A 17,252-nucleotide genomic window follows, 5' to 3' on the forward strand; every position below is an offset into this window, starting at 1 on the left:
GGATCACCTCGACAAGCGACGACGGAACAACACCAGAGAAACATAGAAACCGCACAACGCATAGGCCAGCAGCACCGCAACATGCAGCAACGCCTGCGGCGGCAGGTTGCCGTTCATCAGCGGCCTTGCCAGGTCGATCGCATGCGTCAGCGGCAACACGCTCGCGATCATCTGCATGCTGGGCGGCAGCTGGGTGACCGGAAAAAACACGCCGCATAGTAGCATCATCGGCGTGATCACCAGCGTGAAGTAGTACATGAAGAAATCGTAGGCCGGCGCCAGCGCGGTCATGATCAGGCCGATGGCGGCAAAGGTCAGCCCGATCAGCAGCGCCAGCGGGATCATCCACAGCGACATCAGGGCGTGCGACAGCCCCAGTATCCAGATCACCGCCAGCACGGCAGCCCCCGACATCAGGCTCTTGGTGGCAGCCCACAGGATCTCGGACAGCACCACGTCATCCAGCGCGACTGGCGTGTTCAGGATGGCCTCCCAGGTCCGCTGTTCGTGCATGCGCGCAAAGCCGGAATACAGCGCTTCGAAGCTCGCGCTGTTCATGGTGCTGTAGCACACCGTGCCGGCAGCCAGGAAGGCCATGTACGACATGCCGCCCATGGTCGGCAGCAGGCTGCCGAGGCCGTAGCCCAGGCCCAGCATGTAAATCACCGGATCGGCCAGATGGCCGAGGATGGACGGCGCCGCGATCTTCTTCCACACCAGCCAGTGCCTGCGCCAGATCGGGTAGAAGCGCAGACTCAGCCGCGGCAATGCAAAATCCCGTTCGCTCATTTCGAATTGTCCATTTCCACTGCAGCAAAGGCATCGACCGGCTTGACCACGCCGACACCCCGCGCATAGACACAGCCCTTCGACGTTCCTTCCGCCATGATGCGCTCACCCTTGCTGAAAACATGCTTCATATAGAAATACTTCTCGTCCCAGTGCGTCACTTCCGTCCTCACCCGGTAGCGCGCAAAAAGACCCAGCGGCTTCTTGTAGCTCATGGTGTGCTCGGCGATGACCGGGATCCAGTTGCGCCTGAACATGGCCTTCAGCAAACCGCTGCGCGCGAAGATGTCCACGCGGTTGAGGTCGCAGATGGTCAGGTAACGGCCGTTGTTCATGTGCAGGTTGATGTCGATGTCGTTGGGCAGCACGCTCAAGGCGAACTCGCTTGCAAAATTGCCGCCCCGCATCCGTTCGCAGAACAGCGAGCGGACGAGCACATAGAGCATGCGGAAAATCAGGTTCATTCGCGCATCTCCCTGCCGGTCAGCTTCAGGAACACGTCTTCCAGGTTCGCCGGCCGGTGCAGGTAGCGCAGTGCGCTTTGTGCCTGCAGATGTTCCACCAGCGGCTGCGCGTCCCTCACATAGCAGAACACCGATTCGCCGCTGACCTCGAAGCGCTGCGCATAATTTGCGGCATGCTCGCCCGCCCATTGCGCGGAGGTCTCGCCGAACACTTCCACCACCTGCGGTTCGATGTTGCTGTCGATCAGCTGGCGCGGCGAGCCTTCGCTGATGAGCCTGCCGTTGTCCATCACGGCAAGGCGGTGGCACAGGCGCTCCGCCTCGTCCATGAAATGCGTGGTGAGCAGCAGCGTCTTGCCCTGCTGCGTGAGTTCGCGCAAGCGCTGCCAGATCAGGTGGCGCGCCTGCGGGTCCAGCCCCGTGGTCGGCTCGTCGAGGAAGATCACATCGGGATCGTTGACCAGCGCGCGCGCCAGCGTGAGGCGGCGCTTCATGCCGCCGGATAGCGTCGGCACCTTGGCATCGCGCTTGCTGGTAAGGCTGGCGAACTCCAGCAACGACGGAATGCGCGCCTCGATCTCGCGGTCGTGCAGTCCGAAGTAGCGCCCGTACACCAGCAGGTTCTCGGCCACGGTGAAATCGGGGTCGAGGTTGTCCATCTGCGGCACCACGCCGACACGGATGCGCGCTTCGCGCGCCGCCTGCGGCACAGGCAGGTCGAGCAGCAAGGCGGTTCCGGCATCCGGTTCGATCAGCCCGAGCAGCATGCGCAAGGTCGTGGTCTTGCCCGCGCCATTGGGGCCGAGCAGGCCGAAGCATTCGCCTTTGCGGATGGACAGGTCGAGGCCATCCACCACGCGCTGGCCGCCGTAGGATTTTTGCAGCCCGATAGCTTTGATCACTGCATTCATTCTGCTAAACCTTTTTAGCCACGGAAAACACAGAGCCCACAGAGAAAATCCCGCCCTGCGTTCTCCGCGCTCCCTGTGGCTGATTGCTCTTGTTTTTTTGCTTCACAGTTCCACCCCGTTGAAATGACGCTTCACGATATCGCGCAACTGCGTCAGCCGCCCGTGGAAGAAATGCTCCGCCTGCGGCAACACCACGATGGGCAGATGTTGCGGACGCGCCCATTCCAGCGCATCGGCCAGCGGCACGACATCGTCATGCTCGCCGTGGACGACCAGCGTATCGGGGGCGACGGCCGGCATGGCAAAGCGGCCCACGGCCGGCGCCGCCAGGATCAGGTGCTGCGGGCGCACCTGCTGCGCGGCACGCGCGGCAACATAGCCCCCGAACGAGAAACCGGAAAGGATCAGCGGCAGCTCCTCGCCGAATTGTTCCTGCGCAAAACGCACGATCGCAATCATGTCCTGTTCTTCGCCGTCGCCGCCGGTGAACTCGCCCTCGCTCATGCCCACGCCGCGAAAATTGAAGCGCAGCGCGACGCAGCCCAGCTCGGCAAAGGTCTTGGCCAGCGTCACCGCGACCTTGTTCTCCATCGTACCGCCCATGGTCGGCAGCGGATGTGCCACCACGGCGATGCCGCAGGTGATCTCTTCCGGCATGTGCACGACCCCTTCGAGCAGCCCCGCAGTGCCGGTGGTGGAAAATTTTTCCAGTGTGATCGCCATCAGATCTTCAGCCGATCGACGATGCGGCCATGCTTCAGGTGCTCTTCGATGATCTCGTCGAGATCGCTGTGGTCGACATAGGTGTACCAGACCGCCTCGGGATAGACCACCAGCACCGGCCCCAGCTCGCAACGCCCCAGACAGCCGGCAGAATTGATGCGCAGGTTGTTCTGCGCGCCGGAAATACCCAGCTGCTTGACCTTGTCCTTGACATAATCGCGCGCCGCTTGCGCACCGAAGTTGTTGCAGCAATCCTCGCCTGCCGCACGCTGGTTAACGCAGAAGAACACATGCCTGTCGTAGTGACTCATTTGCCATCCTTATGTTGATACGATGTTCGCGCCCACCACAGATATCCCGCCAGCAGCAGCGGAAAGACCAGCGATACGGTGTGCGACAGTCCGTTGTAATTGCGCAAATGGCCATAGCGCCACTGGTACAGGCGCATTGCGGCGGAGGGGGTGCCACTGTCCAGCACCCAGTTCGCCAGTACCACATAGCTCAGCGCACCCAGCGCTGCCGCCCAGACCAGCCGCGACCGGGGCAGCCAGGCGGCGCCGGCGATCAGCAGCACACCGACCACGATGCCCAGCATCGCCTCGCCATTCAACCATAACAGCAGCGCCCAGGATTTCAACAGCAGTGCCGCCGCGATGAACTTGGCCAGCGCCACCACGCCCAGCACCAGCGCCAGCCCGACCACCACATGGCGGCGTTCGCGCAGCAACGTCAGCAGCAATGCGCCCAGCATCAGCAGGTTCAAGGCGACCGCCAGGCTCTCCCACAGGTTGAACGGCTCTTCCGGCACAGCGGCGAACATGCGGTAAGCCGGCTCGGTGATGAACACATTCCCCAGCATCGGCAACGACGGATTGATCTGCGCGAACATCCACAGCGTCGCCAGCGCCAGGCCGAAGTCCACTCCCGGCCCCTGCCGGAACAGCCCGATGCGCCATTGTGTCACGCGCACGAACCAGGCGCGCTGCACGACCGACACCGCCAGCAGCGCACCGCCCAGCGCGCCGATGCCGTTGGCCAGGATGTCCGCATTCGAACTGGTGCGCATCGGCAGATACATCTGCAGGTACTCCATCGCCACGGACAGCGCCAGCGCCGTCAGCGTCGCCCACAACACGCTGGGTTTCCTGCCGAAATTCGCGCGGTAGGTGAGCGCCAGCAGCAGTCCGAAGGGGAAATAGGCCAGCAGATTGCTCAATGCGTCGAACGTCGAATAGGTCAGCCCCAGCGGCGAGACCAGCACCGCCCAGAACTCCAGCCCCTGTTCCTGCCAGCCCACGAAAGGCGACAGGCTGGCATACACGATGAACACGGCATACCCCGCCGCCAGATAGCGGCGCAACAGACTGCGGGGTTTTGCGTGTAAGGAAGCGCTCATGCATCGAAGCCGGCAGGGTCTTTCAAACTTTTTCGATTGACTCGGAAGCGGCGGGTAAGAAACAATGCCCCCGCTTCAGATATCAGACCAATATCAATTGGCGTTTACTAGGAGGAATTATGGCATACCTGCACTGGTCCAGTGACCTGGAAACCGGGATAGAGGTCATCGACACGCAGCATCAGCGCATCGTCGACTACCTGAACGAACTGAATACCGCCAACGACAGCGGCGACCGTAACGCGACCAACCATGTATTGAGCGAACTGGTCGACTACACGCTGACGCATTTCGCCTTCGAGGAGGAACTGCAGGAAAAGGCCGGCTATCCGTTCATCAAGGCGCACAAGCGGGTGCACGAGATCTTCACCAAGCGTGTCGCGGAATTCCAGAAGCGCGCCGACGCCGGCGAAAACGTCGCGCCGGAACTGCTCTCCATGCTGAAGATATGGCTGGTCAACCACATCAAGGGCGACGATGCCGACTACGTGGAGAGCGTCAAAAAGATGCTGGGGCTCGAAAGCGCCGGCAACAAGGTGGATGGCGGCTGGCTCGGCACGGCACTGAAGAAGTTCTTCGGCTGATCGCCAAAGCGGAAAAACACAGCGAAGGAAAAACCGGCATGAAAAAGAAAATCGCGCTGATCGTGGTACTGGGCATGGCGGCCGTGAGTGCATTCGCCGGCGGCGCGCCCTGGTACAAGTGGATCAACCGCTACGACCGCACCATCATCTGCGCGCAGATATCACCCGGCGAAGCCTGGATCCAGTATCAGGGCCCCTTCATGGAAGCGCGCTGCAGCAAGCCGGGAGTTCCGCAGTAACGACCTGCACCCGCCAATCACTGGCGTTTCACCCCTTACCCAGCCGTTTCGCGATCACCGCCGGCAGACGCTGCGGCGCTTTGACGCGCAATTGCTTATTCACGTTGTAAACTCCGAACACCACCGTGATCGCGCTTTCAGCCACATCGAACTCCCCCGCCAGGAATCTCACCAGATGCGCCGTGGCGCGTCCGCGCACCGGCTGCTCGGCCACATGCACCTCCAGCTGATGGCCGATGACCTTGCCGATCCTGGTCTTTTTGGCGCGCGGGCGGCCGAGGATGTTCAGCACCAGCGTGTCGTCTTCCCACCAGCAGAACGGCTGCATCAGCACTCCTGTAGAATTCAAATATGAACACCGATGATAAACCAGCCAGGCGCCCCAGCCTCGACGGCATCACGCTTGAGATGATCGTCACGCAGCTCTCCGAAAACATGGGGTGGGAAGCGATGGGTATGGCGGTGCCGATCCGCTGCTTCACACATGACCCCAGCGTCAAATCCAGCCTGAAGTTCCTGCGCCGCACGCCCTGGGCGAGGGCGAAAGTGGAAGTACTGTACCTGAGCCAGCTATGAAACATCCTTGCGCAAAGGATCGAGCAGCGACGACAAGCCGTTGTGATCGATCTCCTGCATCAGCTGCAACAACCGGCCGATCTCGCCCGGCGGAAACCCCTCGCGCGCGAACCAGTTGAGGTAATGCCCCGGCAGGTCGGCGATGGTACGGCCTTTGTATTTGCCGTAGGGCATGGTGCGGGTGAGAAGTTTTTCGAGGTCTTGCGGATTCATCCTGATTCATCACGTAGGGTGCAATAAGCGCAGCGCATTGCACCATGAGCATTTCATCCGGCGCAATACCCGTTAGTCATTGCGCATTGCGCTGGTCAGAAGCGGTTGCAGGATGGAGCTACACATCTGCGGCGGGATATGCTTCAACGTACTTTTCCCCACTCGCGCCATGGTAGGTACAGGTTCGCGCTGCAAAATCCACGTCGTAGCTCACGACGCCCGCCTTCCAAGCCGCCATCAGAAACTCCGGAAACGTGCTCGCCCCGGCTTGATCGGCCCGTAGCGCGGTGATAAGGGCATTGCGATCAAATGGCGGCACATCTGCCATGCCCGAGACAAGAGGTGTTCCCTGCATGACCACCGGGCCTTGCTGAGTCAGGTACAGGCTTTGACAAGATGGCAAGGACCAGAAATTGCGCGTTACGCCAGCCCGACGCAACGTTTCGGCGAAATACGGAAAGCCACCGACCTTCGGACGGCCTGCCATTGCACGTTGCATGGCCAAATTCAGGTTTTCGATTGCATCGCTCATGGTGATTCTCCGTAACGAATGACTGCTGTGCTCTCCGGGCACTTCTTGCATGCGAGGTGGCAGAACGTGCACGCCTGCCGAGGCTACCAGACTTTGATTTCTTTCAGAATAATTCGACTCCGGCACGCGCCATCCTAAACCGTCGGGGGTTGCCCGACAGCAAGTCACTTTCTTTTGCTTCGCCAAAAAGAAAGTAACCAAAGAAAAGGCGACCCCGGTTTGCCGCCCTTCGGGTTCCCTCGATATTTCGCCAACAAGCGGGGCTGCGCAACTCGCCCTAGTGAGGCACACACCCCGTGCCTCACCGCGGAGCTCGGACAGTGCTCGCCTAAACCTCCGCTTGTTGGCGAAATGTCGAGGCGGCGCTCAGGGGAAGGGAAATTCAAAACCTAAAACCACAGCGTAGGCACTTTGTGTCCCTTACTCTACCTTGTCAGTCGTTTCCCAAGCCACATCCTGTTACATACCCATTCCATCGGAAATTCTCCGATTTCATTTCCTCCAGCACCCCAGTTCTTATTCCCTCTTTCCAAACTGCGGAGCCAGTAGATAACTTCAGCGCCTTCTCGTAATTTTCTATAGATAGTCTTCTCGATTCTCGCATTTGCTCTTCATACGGTTTTTTTGAGATCAAACGTTGATAGCAATTAACTGCCATCTCTCCTTGGCCTTTTCCTTTATTAGCAAGGCCGCGCACCACCAAATACAAGTCCCGATAGTGATTGGCAAGCGCAAAGTACACACTCGAAGCGAGTGATCCTTGGGGATACTCTTTCAAATAAGCTTCAAGTGGCTGCAAATCCACACTTGAATCATTTGGTTCCGAGTCTCGCATAGCTACTGCAAACAAAGTGTCTTCTCGAAATGCGGAGTGCGGGTTACGTTTGTGCGCCTCAATCCATAAAAACCCATAGTGATAGACGGGAATGTGTTCTCCAACCCCCTCTTCTATGCCGATTTCGGAATATTCCGGTCGTAATTGAACGGTCACTGCCTCATCAAAGGATGCATTTCTAACCAGCTCAACTATTTCGCGATCAAGTGCGATTAATGGCGCCACATCCTCTGTAACAGGGATAGCTCGATACTTGGCCACCATTTGATCAAGCTTAGCTTGGTAGGAATTGCTTTTTGTTTGTGTTCCAGCATATCCAAAGAAGCTAATGAGAAGACCAGATATCAGTATTAGCAGTTTGCTCACATCCCCCCCCATCTAGAGCATCTCTCAAATCACGGCTAACTCCAATGTACTGGAGTCGAATTGTTTCGACTATGGTGGGCAACTTGTTGCCCACCATACGGTTTGATTTTAGCTTTTCCATCCCCTGTGCGCCGCCTCGACATTTCGCCAACAAGCGGAGGTTTAGGCGAGCACTGTCCGAGCTCCGCGGTGAGGCACGGGGTGTGTGCCTCACTAGGGCGAGTTGCGCAGCCCCGCTTGTTGGCGAAATATCGAGGGAACCCGAAGGGCGGCAAACCGGGGTCGCCTTTTCTTTGGTTACTTTCTTTTTGGCGAAGCAAAAGAAAGTAACTTGCTGTCGGGCAACCCCCGACGGTGTTGGGTTTGAATTAAGAGATGCGGCTAAATCCGTTCACCCTTCGACAAGCTCAGGACGAACGGATGAATATCTATCTAATGCGCCTCATCCCAATTCCCCCCCTCCCCCAACCCCACCTCCAACGGCACCTTCAACTCCGCCACATTGCACATCAACTCGCGCACCTTCTCCTTCACCAGCGCCAATTCCCCCTGCGCCACTTCCAGCACCAGCTCGTCATGCACCTGCATGATGAGCTTGGTTTCTAATTTCTCTTTCTCCAGCCAGTCCTGCACCGCGATCATCGCCAGCTTGATCAGGTCGGCGGCGGTGCCCTGCATCGGCGCGTTGATGGCGGCGCGTTCGGCGGCCTGGCGACGCATCGCGTTGGCGCCGTTGATCTCGGGCAGCCACAGGCGGCGGCCGAACACCGTCTCGACGAAGCCCTGCGCCTTGGCCTGCAGGCGGGTGTCGTCCATGTAGCGCTTCACGCCGGGATAGCGCGCGAAATAGAGGTCGATGTATTGCTTGGCGGCGCTGTTCTCGATGTTGAGCTGGCTGGCCAATCCGAAGGCGGACATGCCGTAGATGAGGCCGAAGTTGATGACCTTGGCGTAGCGGCGCTGTTCGCTGCTCACCGCATCCAGTGCGACGCCGAACACCTCGGCGGCGGTGGCACGGTGGATATCTTCGCCGGCGGCAAAGGCCTTGAGCAGGCCCTCGTCGCCCGACAGGTGGGCCATGATGCGCAGCTCGATCTGCGAGTAGTCGGCGGAGACGATGCGGCTGCCCGGCGGGGCGATGAAGGCCTCGCGGATGCGGCGGCCTTCGGGTGTGCGGATGGGGATGTTCTGCAGGTTGGGGTCGCTCGAGGCCAGCCGTCCCGTCACTGCCACGGCCTGCGAGTAGCTGGTATGCACGCGGCCGGTGCACGCGTTGACCATCTGCGGCAGCTTGTCGGTGTAGGTGGACTTGAGCTTGGCCATACCGCGGTAATCGAGCAGCAGTTTGGGCAGCGGGTAATCCAGCGCCAGTTCCTGCAGCACTTCCTCGTCGGTGGAGGGCGTGCCGCTCGGCGTCTTCTTCTTCACCGGCAGGCCGAGCTTGTCGAACAAAATCTCGCTGAGCTGCTTGGGCGAATTGAGGTTGAACGGCTGCCCCGCCGCCTCGAACGCCTGTTTTTCGATGACCATCATCTTCTCGCCCAGCTCGTGGCTCTGTCGTGCCAGTTTGCCGCCATCGATCAGCACGCCGTTGCGTTCCATCCTGAACAGCACTTCGCGCACCGGCAGCTCGATCTCGCGGTACACCTCGGCCAATTTCCCCTGCAGCTGCGGCGACAGGGTCTGATGCAGCTGCAGCGTGATGTCGGCATCCTCGGCCGAGTAGCGCGTGGCGGTGTCGATGTCGACCTGGTCGAAGCCGATCTGCTTGGCGCCCTTGCCCACCACGTCGGCATAGCTCATGGTCTCCAGCCCGAGATGGCGCAGCGCGAGGTTGCCCATCTCGTGCGGCTTGTGCGATTCGAGCACGTAGGATTGCAGCAGCGTATCTTCGGCGATGCCGCGCAGCGCAATGCCGTGGTTGGCGAAGATGTGCTGGTCGTATTTGAGGTTCTGCCCCAGCTTCATGTGCGCCGGGCTTTCCAGCCAGTGCCTGAGCTTGTGCAACGCGTGCGTGCGCCCGATCTGGTCGGGCGCACCGGGGTAATGGTGCGCCAGCGGCAGGTAGGCCGCCTGGTGCGCTTCGATACTGAACGAGATGCCGACCAGCTGGGCGGTCATCTGGTCGAGGCCGGTGGTCTCGGTGTCCAGGCTCACCAAGGGTGCCGCCATCAGCTGGTGCAGCCAGGCATCGAGCTGCGCCTCGGTGAGAATGGCTTCGTAGCCGGAGGTGTCGTTGGTGGCGGTCGCCTGCGCCGCCTGCTCGAACTGCCGCAGTTCTGCGCCCGCCGCACGCGACGGCTTCGACGGCGTTTCGCGTGCGACCGCGTGCGAACCGGCTCCGCCCCCGTCGAGTTCGCGCAGCCAGCTCTTGAAGCCGAAACGCTCGAACAGTTCGCGCAGCTTGGCCACGTCCGCCGCCGGCGCGACCAGTTCGCTGTAGCGCCGGTCCAGCGGCACGTCGCATTTAACCGTGACCAGCCGGCGCCCCTGCGGCAGCCATTCCAGCGCAGCGCGCAAATTCTCGCCGGCAACGCCCTTGATCTCGCCGGCATGCTCGACCAGGTTGTCCAGGGTGCCGTATTCTGTGAGCCACTTCACCGCGGTCTTGGGGCCGCATTTGGGCACGCCGGGCACGTTGTCCACGCTGTCGCCGATCAGCGTCAGGTAATCCACGATGCGCTCGGGCGGCACGCCGAACTTGGCGGCGACGCCGGCAGCATCCAGCTCTTCCTCGCTCATGGTATTGACCCACAGCACATGCTCGTTGACCAGCTGGGTGAGATCCTTGTCGCCGGTGGAGATGATGCAGCGCGCCCCCTGTTGCGAGGCCTGCTGCGCCAGGGTGCCGATGACGTCGTCCGCCTCGACGCCGTCCACCATCAGGATGTTCCAGCCGGCCGCCGCCACCACCTCGTGCAGCGGTTCGACCTGCGCGCGCAGGTCGTCCGGCATGGGCGGGCGGTGCGCCTTGTATTCGGGATACCAGTCGTCGCGGAACGTTTTGCCCTTCGCATCGAACACGCAGGCGCTATAATCCGCCGCATAGTCCTTGCGCAGGCGGCGCAGCATGTTGAGCACGCCGTAGATGGCGCCGGTCGGTTCGCCCTGCGGGCTGCGCAGGTCGGGCATGGCGTGGAAAGCGCGGTACAAATAGGACGAGCCGTCCACCAACAACAATGTCTTCATGCTTTGAGGTCCGAGATGAACAACGATATGAAACTTCCGCCCATGCAGTCGCCCGAGCTGATGCAGTCGAAGGAATCCTGGCGTGTGTTCGGCATTATGTCAGAATTCGTCTCGGCGACCGAACGCCTGCGCGACATCCATCCCGCCGTCAGCATCTTCGGCAGCGCGCGCACCCCGCACGACCACCCCTATTACAAGCTCACCGAGGAGATCGCGCGCCTGCTGTCGGATGCCGGCTTCTCGGTCATCTCCGGCGGCGGCCCCGGCATCATGGAAGCGGCCAACAAGGGGGCGTTCTACGGCAAGTCGTCCAGCGTCGGCCTCAACATCCAGCTGCCGCACGAACAGCACAACAACCCGTACCAGAACATCAGCCAGACTTTCCACCACTTCTTCACGCGCAAGGTGATGTTCGTGAAGTTCGCCAGCGCCTATGTGGTGATGCCGGGCGGCTTCGGCACCATGGACGAGCTGATGGAGGCGCTGACGCTGGTACAGACCGGCAAGACCCGCCGCATGCCGATCATCCTGGTCGGCAGCAAATTCTGGGGCGGCATGGTGGAATGGTTCAGGAACAGCCTGCTGGCGGAGCAGATGATCGCCGCCAGCGACATGGACCTGATCCAGGTCATCGACGAGCCGGAACAGGTGGTCGCCGCCATCTTCAAGCATTACGAGACCCGCGGTTTCGAACCCTCGGTGGCGGAACTCGAGATGCAACTCAATCTTTGATCCGTATCGGATAGAATCCGCCCATTCGTTCCAACTGGAAAACATCATGCGCCCCATTTATCTTGCCGCAATCGCCTGCCTCAGCCTGAGCGCCTACGCGGCCCAGCCCGAGGCACCCGCCCGGGCGGAACCGCCCCCCCCTCCGCCGATGACCGCGGACGAACCGATCGACGAGCCGCAGGTGACCATCACCAAGAAGACCGAGCTGACCATCGAGGAGTTTCGCGCGCACGGCAAGCTGTACATGATCAAGGTCACGCCCAAGTATGGCCCGCCCTATTACCTGGTGGACGATCTCGGCGACGGCAAGTTCTCGCGCCAGGAGAGCCTGGATTCCGGTTTCCGCGTACCGCGCTGGATCATCAAACGCTTCTGAAACGAGACTGACCGTATGGCTGTATTTACCCGCGTTTCCGAAGCCGACATCGCTGCCTGGCTGGCCAACTATTCGCTCGGAACATTGCTCGAACTGCAGGGCATCCCTGCCGGCATCGAGAACACCAATTACTTCGTCACCACCACCAACGGCCGCTTCGTGCTGACGCTGTTCGAGAAGCTCACGGCGGACGACCTGCCGTTCTTCCTCAACCTGATGGCCCACCTGGCCCGGCACGGCATTCCCTGCCCCTGCCCGGTGGCGGACAAGCAGAACCGTTTTCTCGGCGAGCTGAACGGCAAGCCAGCCTGCATCGTCAGCCGCCTTTCGGGCAAATCCGTGACGCAACCCACCACCGCGCAATGTGCCGCCGTCGGCGCGATGCTGGGGCAGATGCACAGCGCCGGCCAGAGCTTCGGCGAGCAGATGCTGAACCCGCGCGGTTCGGCATGGCGGGCCGAAGCGGCGCAACAGGTGAGGCGCTTCCTGCCCCCCCAGGATGCAGTCCTGCTGGCCGGCGAAGTCGAGTTCCACGCGACGCACCCCCTGGCCGGCATCCCGCGCGGTGTCATCCATGCCGACCTGTTCCGCGACAACGTGCTGATGGAAGGCGAGCGCGTCGGCGGCCTGATCGATTTCTATTTCGCCTGCACCGGCAAGCTGCTGTACGACGTGGCCATCACCGTCAACGACTGGTGCATGACCCCGGAGGGCAAGCTGGATGCGGGCCACACGCGCGCCTTGCTGAATGCCTACCATGCCGCGCGCCCGCTCACTGCGGCAGAGGCCGATCTGTGGCCGATCGCCCTGCGCGTGGCGGCGCTGCGTTTCTGGATATCGCGCCTGTACGACCTGCATCTGCCGCGCGAAGGCGATATCGTGCACGCGCACAATCCGGATCAATTCAAGCGCATCCTGCAGAACCACATCGCCAGTCCCAACCCGCCCTGGCTGTGAACCGAGACCCGACATGGAAATCAAGAAACTGAATGCCGCACGCGGCTGGATCTGGGTGAAGCACGGCTACCAGCTGATCATGCTCAACCCGCTGATGGCGATCTCCTTTGCGCTGATCGGCGCCCTCGCCATCTTCACCGCACTCAGGATCCCGCTGCTCGGCCCGCTCGTCGCCCTGCTGCTGATGCCCGTCGTGATCGTCGGCTACATGCGCGTGTGCCGTGCGCTGGAGGAGGAAGAGGAGATCGAGCTGCTGCACCTGTTCGCCGGTTTGCGCAAGCACACCGCACAGCTGATCGCGCTCGGCGGTTTCCTCATCCTGGGCCTGCTGCTCTCCTCGATGGCGATGATCATGCTCGGCGGAGAACCGCTGCGCAACATGCTGGATGGGCTGAACGCCGCCAGCGAACCGCAGATGCTGCTGGATGCGATGTGGGCGGCCGGATCGAGCGTGGCGATCAGCCTGATGGTCGGGTTCGCGCTGATGTGCGTGCTGATGCTGGCGTTCCAGTATGCGCCGATGCTGGTGTACTTCAACGACCTGCGCCCGCTTGCGGCCATGCATGCCAGCCTGTCCGGCTCGCTGCGCAACATCCTGCCGTACACGGTGTACAACGTCATCATGCAGGTGATCGCGGTGGCGCTCAGCCTGCTGCCGTTCAACCTCGGCATGATCGTGCTGCTGCCGCTGGGCCTCACCTCGCTCTACGTCAGCTATCGCAACATCTTCCCGTTCGCGCACGAACTTGTGCCAACGCCACCGGACGCTCCCGGCACGGAGGCCTGACCATGCAATACGCCGCCGCCAGCGCCGCCGAAGTCAAACGCGCGCAATTCCCGCACAACCTGTTCGTCACCGGGCTGTTCATGTTTGACCTGCTGATGACCCCGGCGGTGCTTGCGCTGAAGGTGGGCATGATCGGACTGCTGATCCCGCTGCTGTTTTCCGGCTCGCTGATCGCCTATATCTACCTGCGCAGCCGCAAGACCACCGCCTGGTTCGTCGATGTGCACTGGAAGCTCGCCTACGCGCGCGCAAAATTGCTGATGATCGGGTATGCGATCTCGGCATTGCTGGTGTTCACCGCCTGGCTGATCAGTCTGGCCTCGCACGACCCCAACATGCAGCACATCCTGTGGACGGCGCTCACGCGCATCGCGCTGATGCCGACGCTGATCATGGTGATGGTCACCGCCGTGCTGGAATTCGGTGCGTCGGCGATGGCTGCCAAGCGCGAGGTGCCGGACAAACTGGCGGCGGCGATGCCGCCGCCTGCCGCCTGAGCGGATCAGGCCGGCTGGAATTCCTCGAACGCGCGCAGCACTTCCGCCGCATACATCAGCGACGGTCCGCCCCCCATGTAGACCGCCACCGCGAGCATCTCGTTGACCTGTTCGCGCGTTGCGCCCAGCCGCACCAGCCCGCGCACATGAAAACCGACACATCCCTCGCAGCGCGTCGATACGGCGATGGCCGTGGCGATCAGCTCCTTGTGCAGCGCCGACAGCACGCCATCCGCCATGGCCGATTTCGCCATCGCGTCGAATCCGGCCATCGGTGCAGCCGCCTCCTTGCGGAAAGGGGTGAGCTCCTTGCTGATCTCCTGCGTGACGGCCTTGTATGAATTGCCCATGCTTTCTCCTGCTGAACGTTGAAAGAGCCCGAATCTATGCCTGCACCACGAATGCTGCGGCCTGCCCCTGCCGCACGCCGTTGTCGTCGAGCAGGTTCCACACCGTGGTGTCGGCGATCATGAAACGCCTGCCGCTGCCGGCGATGCGCATGCCGGAATAGCCGTCCACATAGCCTTGCTGCGCCACCTTTGCCAGCAGCTTCTCGCGCGCCTCCTGCGCCAGCGGTTCGGCGGAGAGCCGCGACGGCAAGCGCGCGAACTCGTCGAAATCCATCTCGAACCATTGCAGCGCCAGCCGGTTGCCGTAGAAAAAAACCGGATCGTCCTCGGTGCCGTGCGCGACGATGGCGCGCGGCGCCTGCCACATTGCATCGCGCAGTGCCGTGATATCCGCAGGCTCGTCTGCAATCAGCGGCTTGCCGGTGAGCCGCCGATAGCTCGACACGATGAGCCGCAAGCGCTCATCCAGCGCCAGATCAGATGGCGGTGAGCTTGGCATATTCGAGTGCCAGCCATTTGCTGCCGGCACGCTTGAAATTGACCTGCACGCGGCCTTCGTTGCCGCCGCCTTCGCTGTCCGTCACCACGCCCTCGCCGAACTTCTGGTGGAACACGCGCTGGCCGATGCGCCATACCGAGCTGGGCGCGGGCGGCGCCTTTTCCAGCGGAGTGGCGGCGAACGCCTTGATGTAGCTGCTGGTCTCGTAGCTGCCGGAGGAGAAGGTCTTGCGCGCGCTCACGCGCGGCGTCAGCCAGTGCAGCAGCTCTTCCGGCAGTTCGCGCAGGAAGCTCGATGCCGTGCCGTAGTGCGTCTGCCCGTGCAGCATGCGGCTCTGCGCGAAAGTGAGGTACAGGCGGCGGCGCGCGCGGGTGATCGCCACATACATCAGGCGGCGTTCCTCGTCGAGGTCGCCGCTGTCGATGCTGTTCTGGTGCGGGAACAGGCTCTCTTCCAGGCCGGTGATGAACACGGTGTGGAACTCCAGCCCTTTCGCGGCATGCACCGTCATCAGGTGCAGCGCGTCTTCGCTGTCGCCTGCCTGGTGCTCGCCCGCTTCCAGCGAAGCATGGGTAAGGAAGGCAGTGAGGCTGTCGTCCTCGTTCTCGTGCACGAACAGCGTCGCTGCATTGACCAGCTCGTTCAAGTTCTCCAGCCGCTCCTCGGCTTCGCGCTTCTTCGCACCGGTCTCGTTCTGGTAATGCGCCGCCAAACCGCTATGCTGCAGCACATGGTCGATGATCTCCGGCAGCGGCAGACCGGCCGTTGCGCTGCGCAGCGATTCGACCAGGCCGACGAAGGCGGTGACCTTGCCGCCCGCGCGCGCGGCGGCGTCCCACAGCGTGGTGTTGTATTGCTTTGCCGCTTCCTGCAGCTGCTCGATGCTGCGCGCGCCGATGCCGCGGGTGGGGAAGTTGACGATGCGCAGCAGCGCATTGTCGTCGTCGGTGTTCTCCATCAGCCGCAAATAGGCCAGCGCATGCTTGATCTCCTGCCGCTCGAAGAAGCGCAGCCCGCCATACACGCGGTATGACAGCCCGGCCGAGACCAGCGCATGCTCCAGCACGCGCGACTGCGCGTTGGAGCGGTACAGCAGTGCGATCTCGGACAGCCTCACGCCTTCGCGGTTGAGCTGCCTGGCCTCATCGACGATGAACGCCGCCTCGTCCACATCGGTGCCCGCCTCGTACACGCGGATCTGTTCGCCCTTGTCGGCATCGGTCCACAGGTTCTTGCCGAGGCGGTTGCGGTTGTGCTGGATCAGCGCGTTGGCGGCGTCGAGGATGTTGCCGTGCGAGCGGTAGTTCTGCTCCAGCTTGATCACGTTCTCGACATGGAAGTCGCGCAGCAGCTCCTGCATGTTGCCGACGTTGGCGCCGCGGAAGGCGTAGATGGACTGGTCGTCGTCGCCCACGGCGAACAGCGCATTGTTCTGGCCGGCCAGCAATTTCAGCCAGCGGTATTGCAGCGGGTTGGTGTCCTGGAACTCGTCCACCAGGATGTGCTTGAAGCGCTCCTGATAGTGCTCGCGCAGCGCCTGGTTACGCGACAGCAGTTCGTAGCAGCGCAGCAGCAGCTCGGAGAAGTCCACCACGCCCTCGCGCTGGCACTGCTTGTCGTATTCGGCGTACACCTCGATCTTGCGCCGCGTGTAGGGGTCGTAGGCTTCCACTTCGTGGGCACGCAAGCCTTCTTCCTTGCGGCCGCTGATGAAGTTCTGCATTTCGCGCGGCGGATATTTCTCGTCGTCGATGTTCATCGCTTTCATCAGGCGTTTGATGGCGGACAGCTGGTCGCCGGAATCGAGGATCTGGAAGGTCTGCGGCAGGCTGGCCTCGCGGTGGTGCGCGCGCAGCATGCGGTTGCACAGCCCGTGGAAGGTGCCGATCCACATGCCGCGGGTGTTGATCGGCAGCATCGCCGACAGCCGCGTCACCATCTCCTTGGCCGCCTTGTTGGTGAAGGTCACGGCCAGGATGCCGGCGGGCGACACCTGCCCGGTGCTGATCAGCCAGGCGATGCGCGTGGTCAGCACGCGCGTTTTGCCGCTGCCCGCACCTGCGAGAATCAGTGCGGATCGGGCAGGCAGTTCGACGGCGGCGCGTTGTTCGGGATTGAGACCGGCAAGCAGGGTGGAATTCATGGGGAGATTATCCCACACGATAACCGGCAAACAGACAGATCGGCCGGTCCATTTCGTTGAAAAACATCCTTGCCACAGAGAGCACAAAAAACCA

The 17,252-nt window shown here is 61.8% G+C and carries 22 protein-coding genes; 8 read left to right on the plus strand and 14 right to left on the minus strand.

Going from position 1 to position 17,252, the window contains the following annotated elements; genetic code table 11:
* Positions 1-3 precede the first annotated feature (3 nt).
* The 6 genes from L6418_RS12530 to L6418_RS12555 form a co-directional block, all read right to left on the minus strand.
* Positions 4-789, minus strand: coding sequence for an ABC transporter permease (locus L6418_RS12530; protein ID WP_237247258.1), 786 nt, complete (start codon positions 787-789; stop codon positions 4-6).
* Positions 786-1,253: a thioesterase family protein gene (locus L6418_RS12535; RefSeq protein WP_237247259.1), complete on the minus strand. Its 468-nt coding sequence runs from the start codon at positions 1,251-1,253 to the stop codon at positions 786-788. The genes L6418_RS12530 and L6418_RS12535 overlap by 4 nt, the downstream gene beginning before the upstream one ends.
* Positions 1,250-2,164: a nodulation factor ABC transporter ATP-binding protein NodI gene (gene nodI / locus L6418_RS12540; RefSeq protein ID WP_237247260.1), complete on the minus strand. Its 915-nt coding sequence runs from the start codon at positions 2,162-2,164 to the stop codon at positions 1,250-1,252. Before nodI ends, L6418_RS12535 begins: the two co-directional genes overlap by 4 nt.
* A 102-nt stretch (positions 2,165-2,266) precedes the next feature.
* Positions 2,267-2,887 carry an alpha/beta hydrolase gene (locus L6418_RS12545; protein ID WP_237247261.1) on the minus strand — a complete coding sequence of 207 codons (621 nt, stop codon included), beginning with the start codon at positions 2,885-2,887 and terminating at the stop codon, positions 2,267-2,269.
* Positions 2,887-3,198, minus strand: a complete 312-nt coding sequence (locus L6418_RS12550) for a ferredoxin (RefSeq protein WP_237247262.1) — start codon at positions 3,196-3,198, stop codon at positions 2,887-2,889. The genes L6418_RS12545 and L6418_RS12550 overlap by 1 nt, the downstream gene beginning before the upstream one ends.
* Positions 3,195-4,283, minus strand: coding sequence for a VanZ family protein (locus tag L6418_RS12555; RefSeq protein ID WP_237247263.1), 1,089 nt, complete (start codon positions 4,281-4,283; stop codon positions 3,195-3,197). Before L6418_RS12555 ends, L6418_RS12550 begins: the two co-directional genes overlap by 4 nt.
* A gap of 119 nt (positions 4,284-4,402) precedes the next feature.
* On the opposite strand from L6418_RS12555, the gene L6418_RS12560 reads away from it, so the two are divergent.
* Together L6418_RS12560 and L6418_RS12565 are read left to right on the plus strand one after the other, a co-directional pair.
* Complete coding sequence (locus L6418_RS12560) at positions 4,403-4,867, plus strand: bacteriohemerythrin (protein ID WP_237247264.1); 465 nt, start codon at positions 4,403-4,405, stop codon at positions 4,865-4,867.
* Between the two features lie 38 nt (positions 4,868-4,905).
* The gene (locus L6418_RS12565) at positions 4,906-5,106 is read left to right on the plus strand and encodes a hypothetical protein (RefSeq protein WP_237247265.1); all 201 of its coding nucleotides are present in this window, start codon (positions 4,906-4,908) and stop codon (positions 5,104-5,106) included.
* A 28-nt stretch (positions 5,107-5,134) separates the two neighbouring features.
* On the opposite strand, the gene L6418_RS12570 is transcribed toward L6418_RS12565, so the two are convergent.
* On the minus strand, positions 5,135-5,455 hold the full coding sequence (locus L6418_RS12570; RefSeq protein ID WP_237247266.1) for a DUF167 domain-containing protein: 321 nt from the start codon (positions 5,453-5,455) through the stop codon (positions 5,135-5,137).
* 2 nt (positions 5,456-5,457) lie between these two features.
* Between L6418_RS12570 and L6418_RS12575 the strand changes: the two genes are divergently transcribed.
* Positions 5,458-5,682: a VF530 family DNA-binding protein gene (locus L6418_RS12575; protein ID WP_237247267.1), complete on the plus strand. Its 225-nt coding sequence runs from the start codon at positions 5,458-5,460 to the stop codon at positions 5,680-5,682.
* Here the strand turns inward: L6418_RS12575 and L6418_RS12580 are convergent.
* The 4 genes from L6418_RS12580 to polA form a co-directional block, all read right to left on the minus strand.
* Positions 5,677-5,895 (minus strand): DUF3820 family protein, encoded by a 219-nt coding sequence (locus L6418_RS12580; RefSeq protein WP_237247268.1) that lies wholly within the window; start codon positions 5,893-5,895, stop codon positions 5,677-5,679. The two genes, L6418_RS12575 and L6418_RS12580, sit on opposite strands and share 6 nt — an antisense overlap.
* Positions 5,896-6,013: 118 nt before the next feature.
* Complete coding sequence (locus tag L6418_RS12585) at positions 6,014-6,427, minus strand: DUF1398 domain-containing protein (RefSeq protein ID WP_237247269.1); 414 nt, start codon at positions 6,425-6,427, stop codon at positions 6,014-6,016.
* A 433-nt stretch (positions 6,428-6,860) separates the two neighbouring features.
* Entirely contained in the window at positions 6,861-7,628 is a 768-nt protein-coding gene (locus L6418_RS12590; RefSeq protein ID WP_237247270.1) for a hypothetical protein, read from the minus strand.
* A gap of 432 nt (positions 7,629-8,060) precedes the next feature.
* On the minus strand, positions 8,061-10,817 hold the full coding sequence (polA, locus tag L6418_RS12595) for a DNA polymerase I (protein WP_237247271.1): 2,757 nt from the start codon (positions 10,815-10,817) through the stop codon (positions 8,061-8,063).
* 15 nt (positions 10,818-10,832) lie between these two features.
* Here polA and L6418_RS12600 point away from each other — a divergent pair, with 15 nt between their 5' ends.
* Genes L6418_RS12600 through L6418_RS12620 form a run of 5 tightly spaced genes read left to right on the plus strand, consistent with a single transcriptional unit; the run spans position 10,833 to position 14,166 of the window.
* Positions 10,833-11,549, plus strand: a complete 717-nt coding sequence (locus L6418_RS12600; protein WP_237247272.1) for a TIGR00730 family Rossman fold protein — start codon at positions 10,833-10,835, stop codon at positions 11,547-11,549.
* Between the two features lie 46 nt (positions 11,550-11,595).
* The gene (locus tag L6418_RS12605) at positions 11,596-11,925 is read left to right on the plus strand and encodes a DUF2782 domain-containing protein (RefSeq protein ID WP_237247273.1); all 330 of its coding nucleotides are present in this window, start codon (positions 11,596-11,598) and stop codon (positions 11,923-11,925) included.
* Between the two features lie 15 nt (positions 11,926-11,940).
* Complete coding sequence (locus tag L6418_RS12610; RefSeq protein WP_237247274.1) at positions 11,941-12,882, plus strand: homoserine kinase; 942 nt, start codon at positions 11,941-11,943, stop codon at positions 12,880-12,882.
* Positions 12,883-12,895: 13 nt separating this feature from the next.
* Positions 12,896-13,669 carry a BPSS1780 family membrane protein gene (locus L6418_RS12615; RefSeq protein WP_237247275.1) on the plus strand — a complete coding sequence of 258 codons (774 nt, stop codon included), beginning with the start codon at positions 12,896-12,898 and terminating at the stop codon, positions 13,667-13,669.
* Positions 13,670-13,671: 2 nt separating this feature from the next.
* Complete coding sequence (locus L6418_RS12620; RefSeq protein ID WP_237247276.1) at positions 13,672-14,166, plus strand: hypothetical protein; 495 nt, start codon at positions 13,672-13,674, stop codon at positions 14,164-14,166.
* A 5-nt stretch (positions 14,167-14,171) separates the two neighbouring features.
* On the opposite strand, the gene L6418_RS12625 is transcribed toward L6418_RS12620, so the two are convergent.
* Genes L6418_RS12625 through L6418_RS12635 form a run of 3 tightly spaced genes read right to left on the minus strand, consistent with a single transcriptional unit; the run spans position 14,172 to position 17,158 of the window.
* Positions 14,172-14,516 (minus strand): carboxymuconolactone decarboxylase family protein, encoded by a 345-nt coding sequence (locus L6418_RS12625; RefSeq protein WP_237247277.1) that lies wholly within the window; start codon positions 14,514-14,516, stop codon positions 14,172-14,174.
* 34 nt (positions 14,517-14,550) lie between these two features.
* Positions 14,551-15,015 (minus strand): MEKHLA domain-containing protein, encoded by a 465-nt coding sequence (locus L6418_RS12630; RefSeq protein WP_237247278.1) that lies wholly within the window; start codon positions 15,013-15,015, stop codon positions 14,551-14,553.
* On the minus strand, positions 14,993-17,158 hold the full coding sequence (locus tag L6418_RS12635; protein WP_237247279.1) for a UvrD-helicase domain-containing protein: 2,166 nt from the start codon (positions 17,156-17,158) through the stop codon (positions 14,993-14,995). The genes L6418_RS12630 and L6418_RS12635 overlap by 23 nt, the downstream gene beginning before the upstream one ends.
* Positions 17,159-17,252 lie beyond the last annotated feature (94 nt).

The sequence above is a fragment of the Sideroxyarcus emersonii genome (assembly GCF_021654335.1).
In the GTDB taxonomy this organism is placed as follows: domain Bacteria; phylum Pseudomonadota; class Gammaproteobacteria; order Burkholderiales; family Gallionellaceae; genus Sideroxyarcus; species Sideroxyarcus emersonii.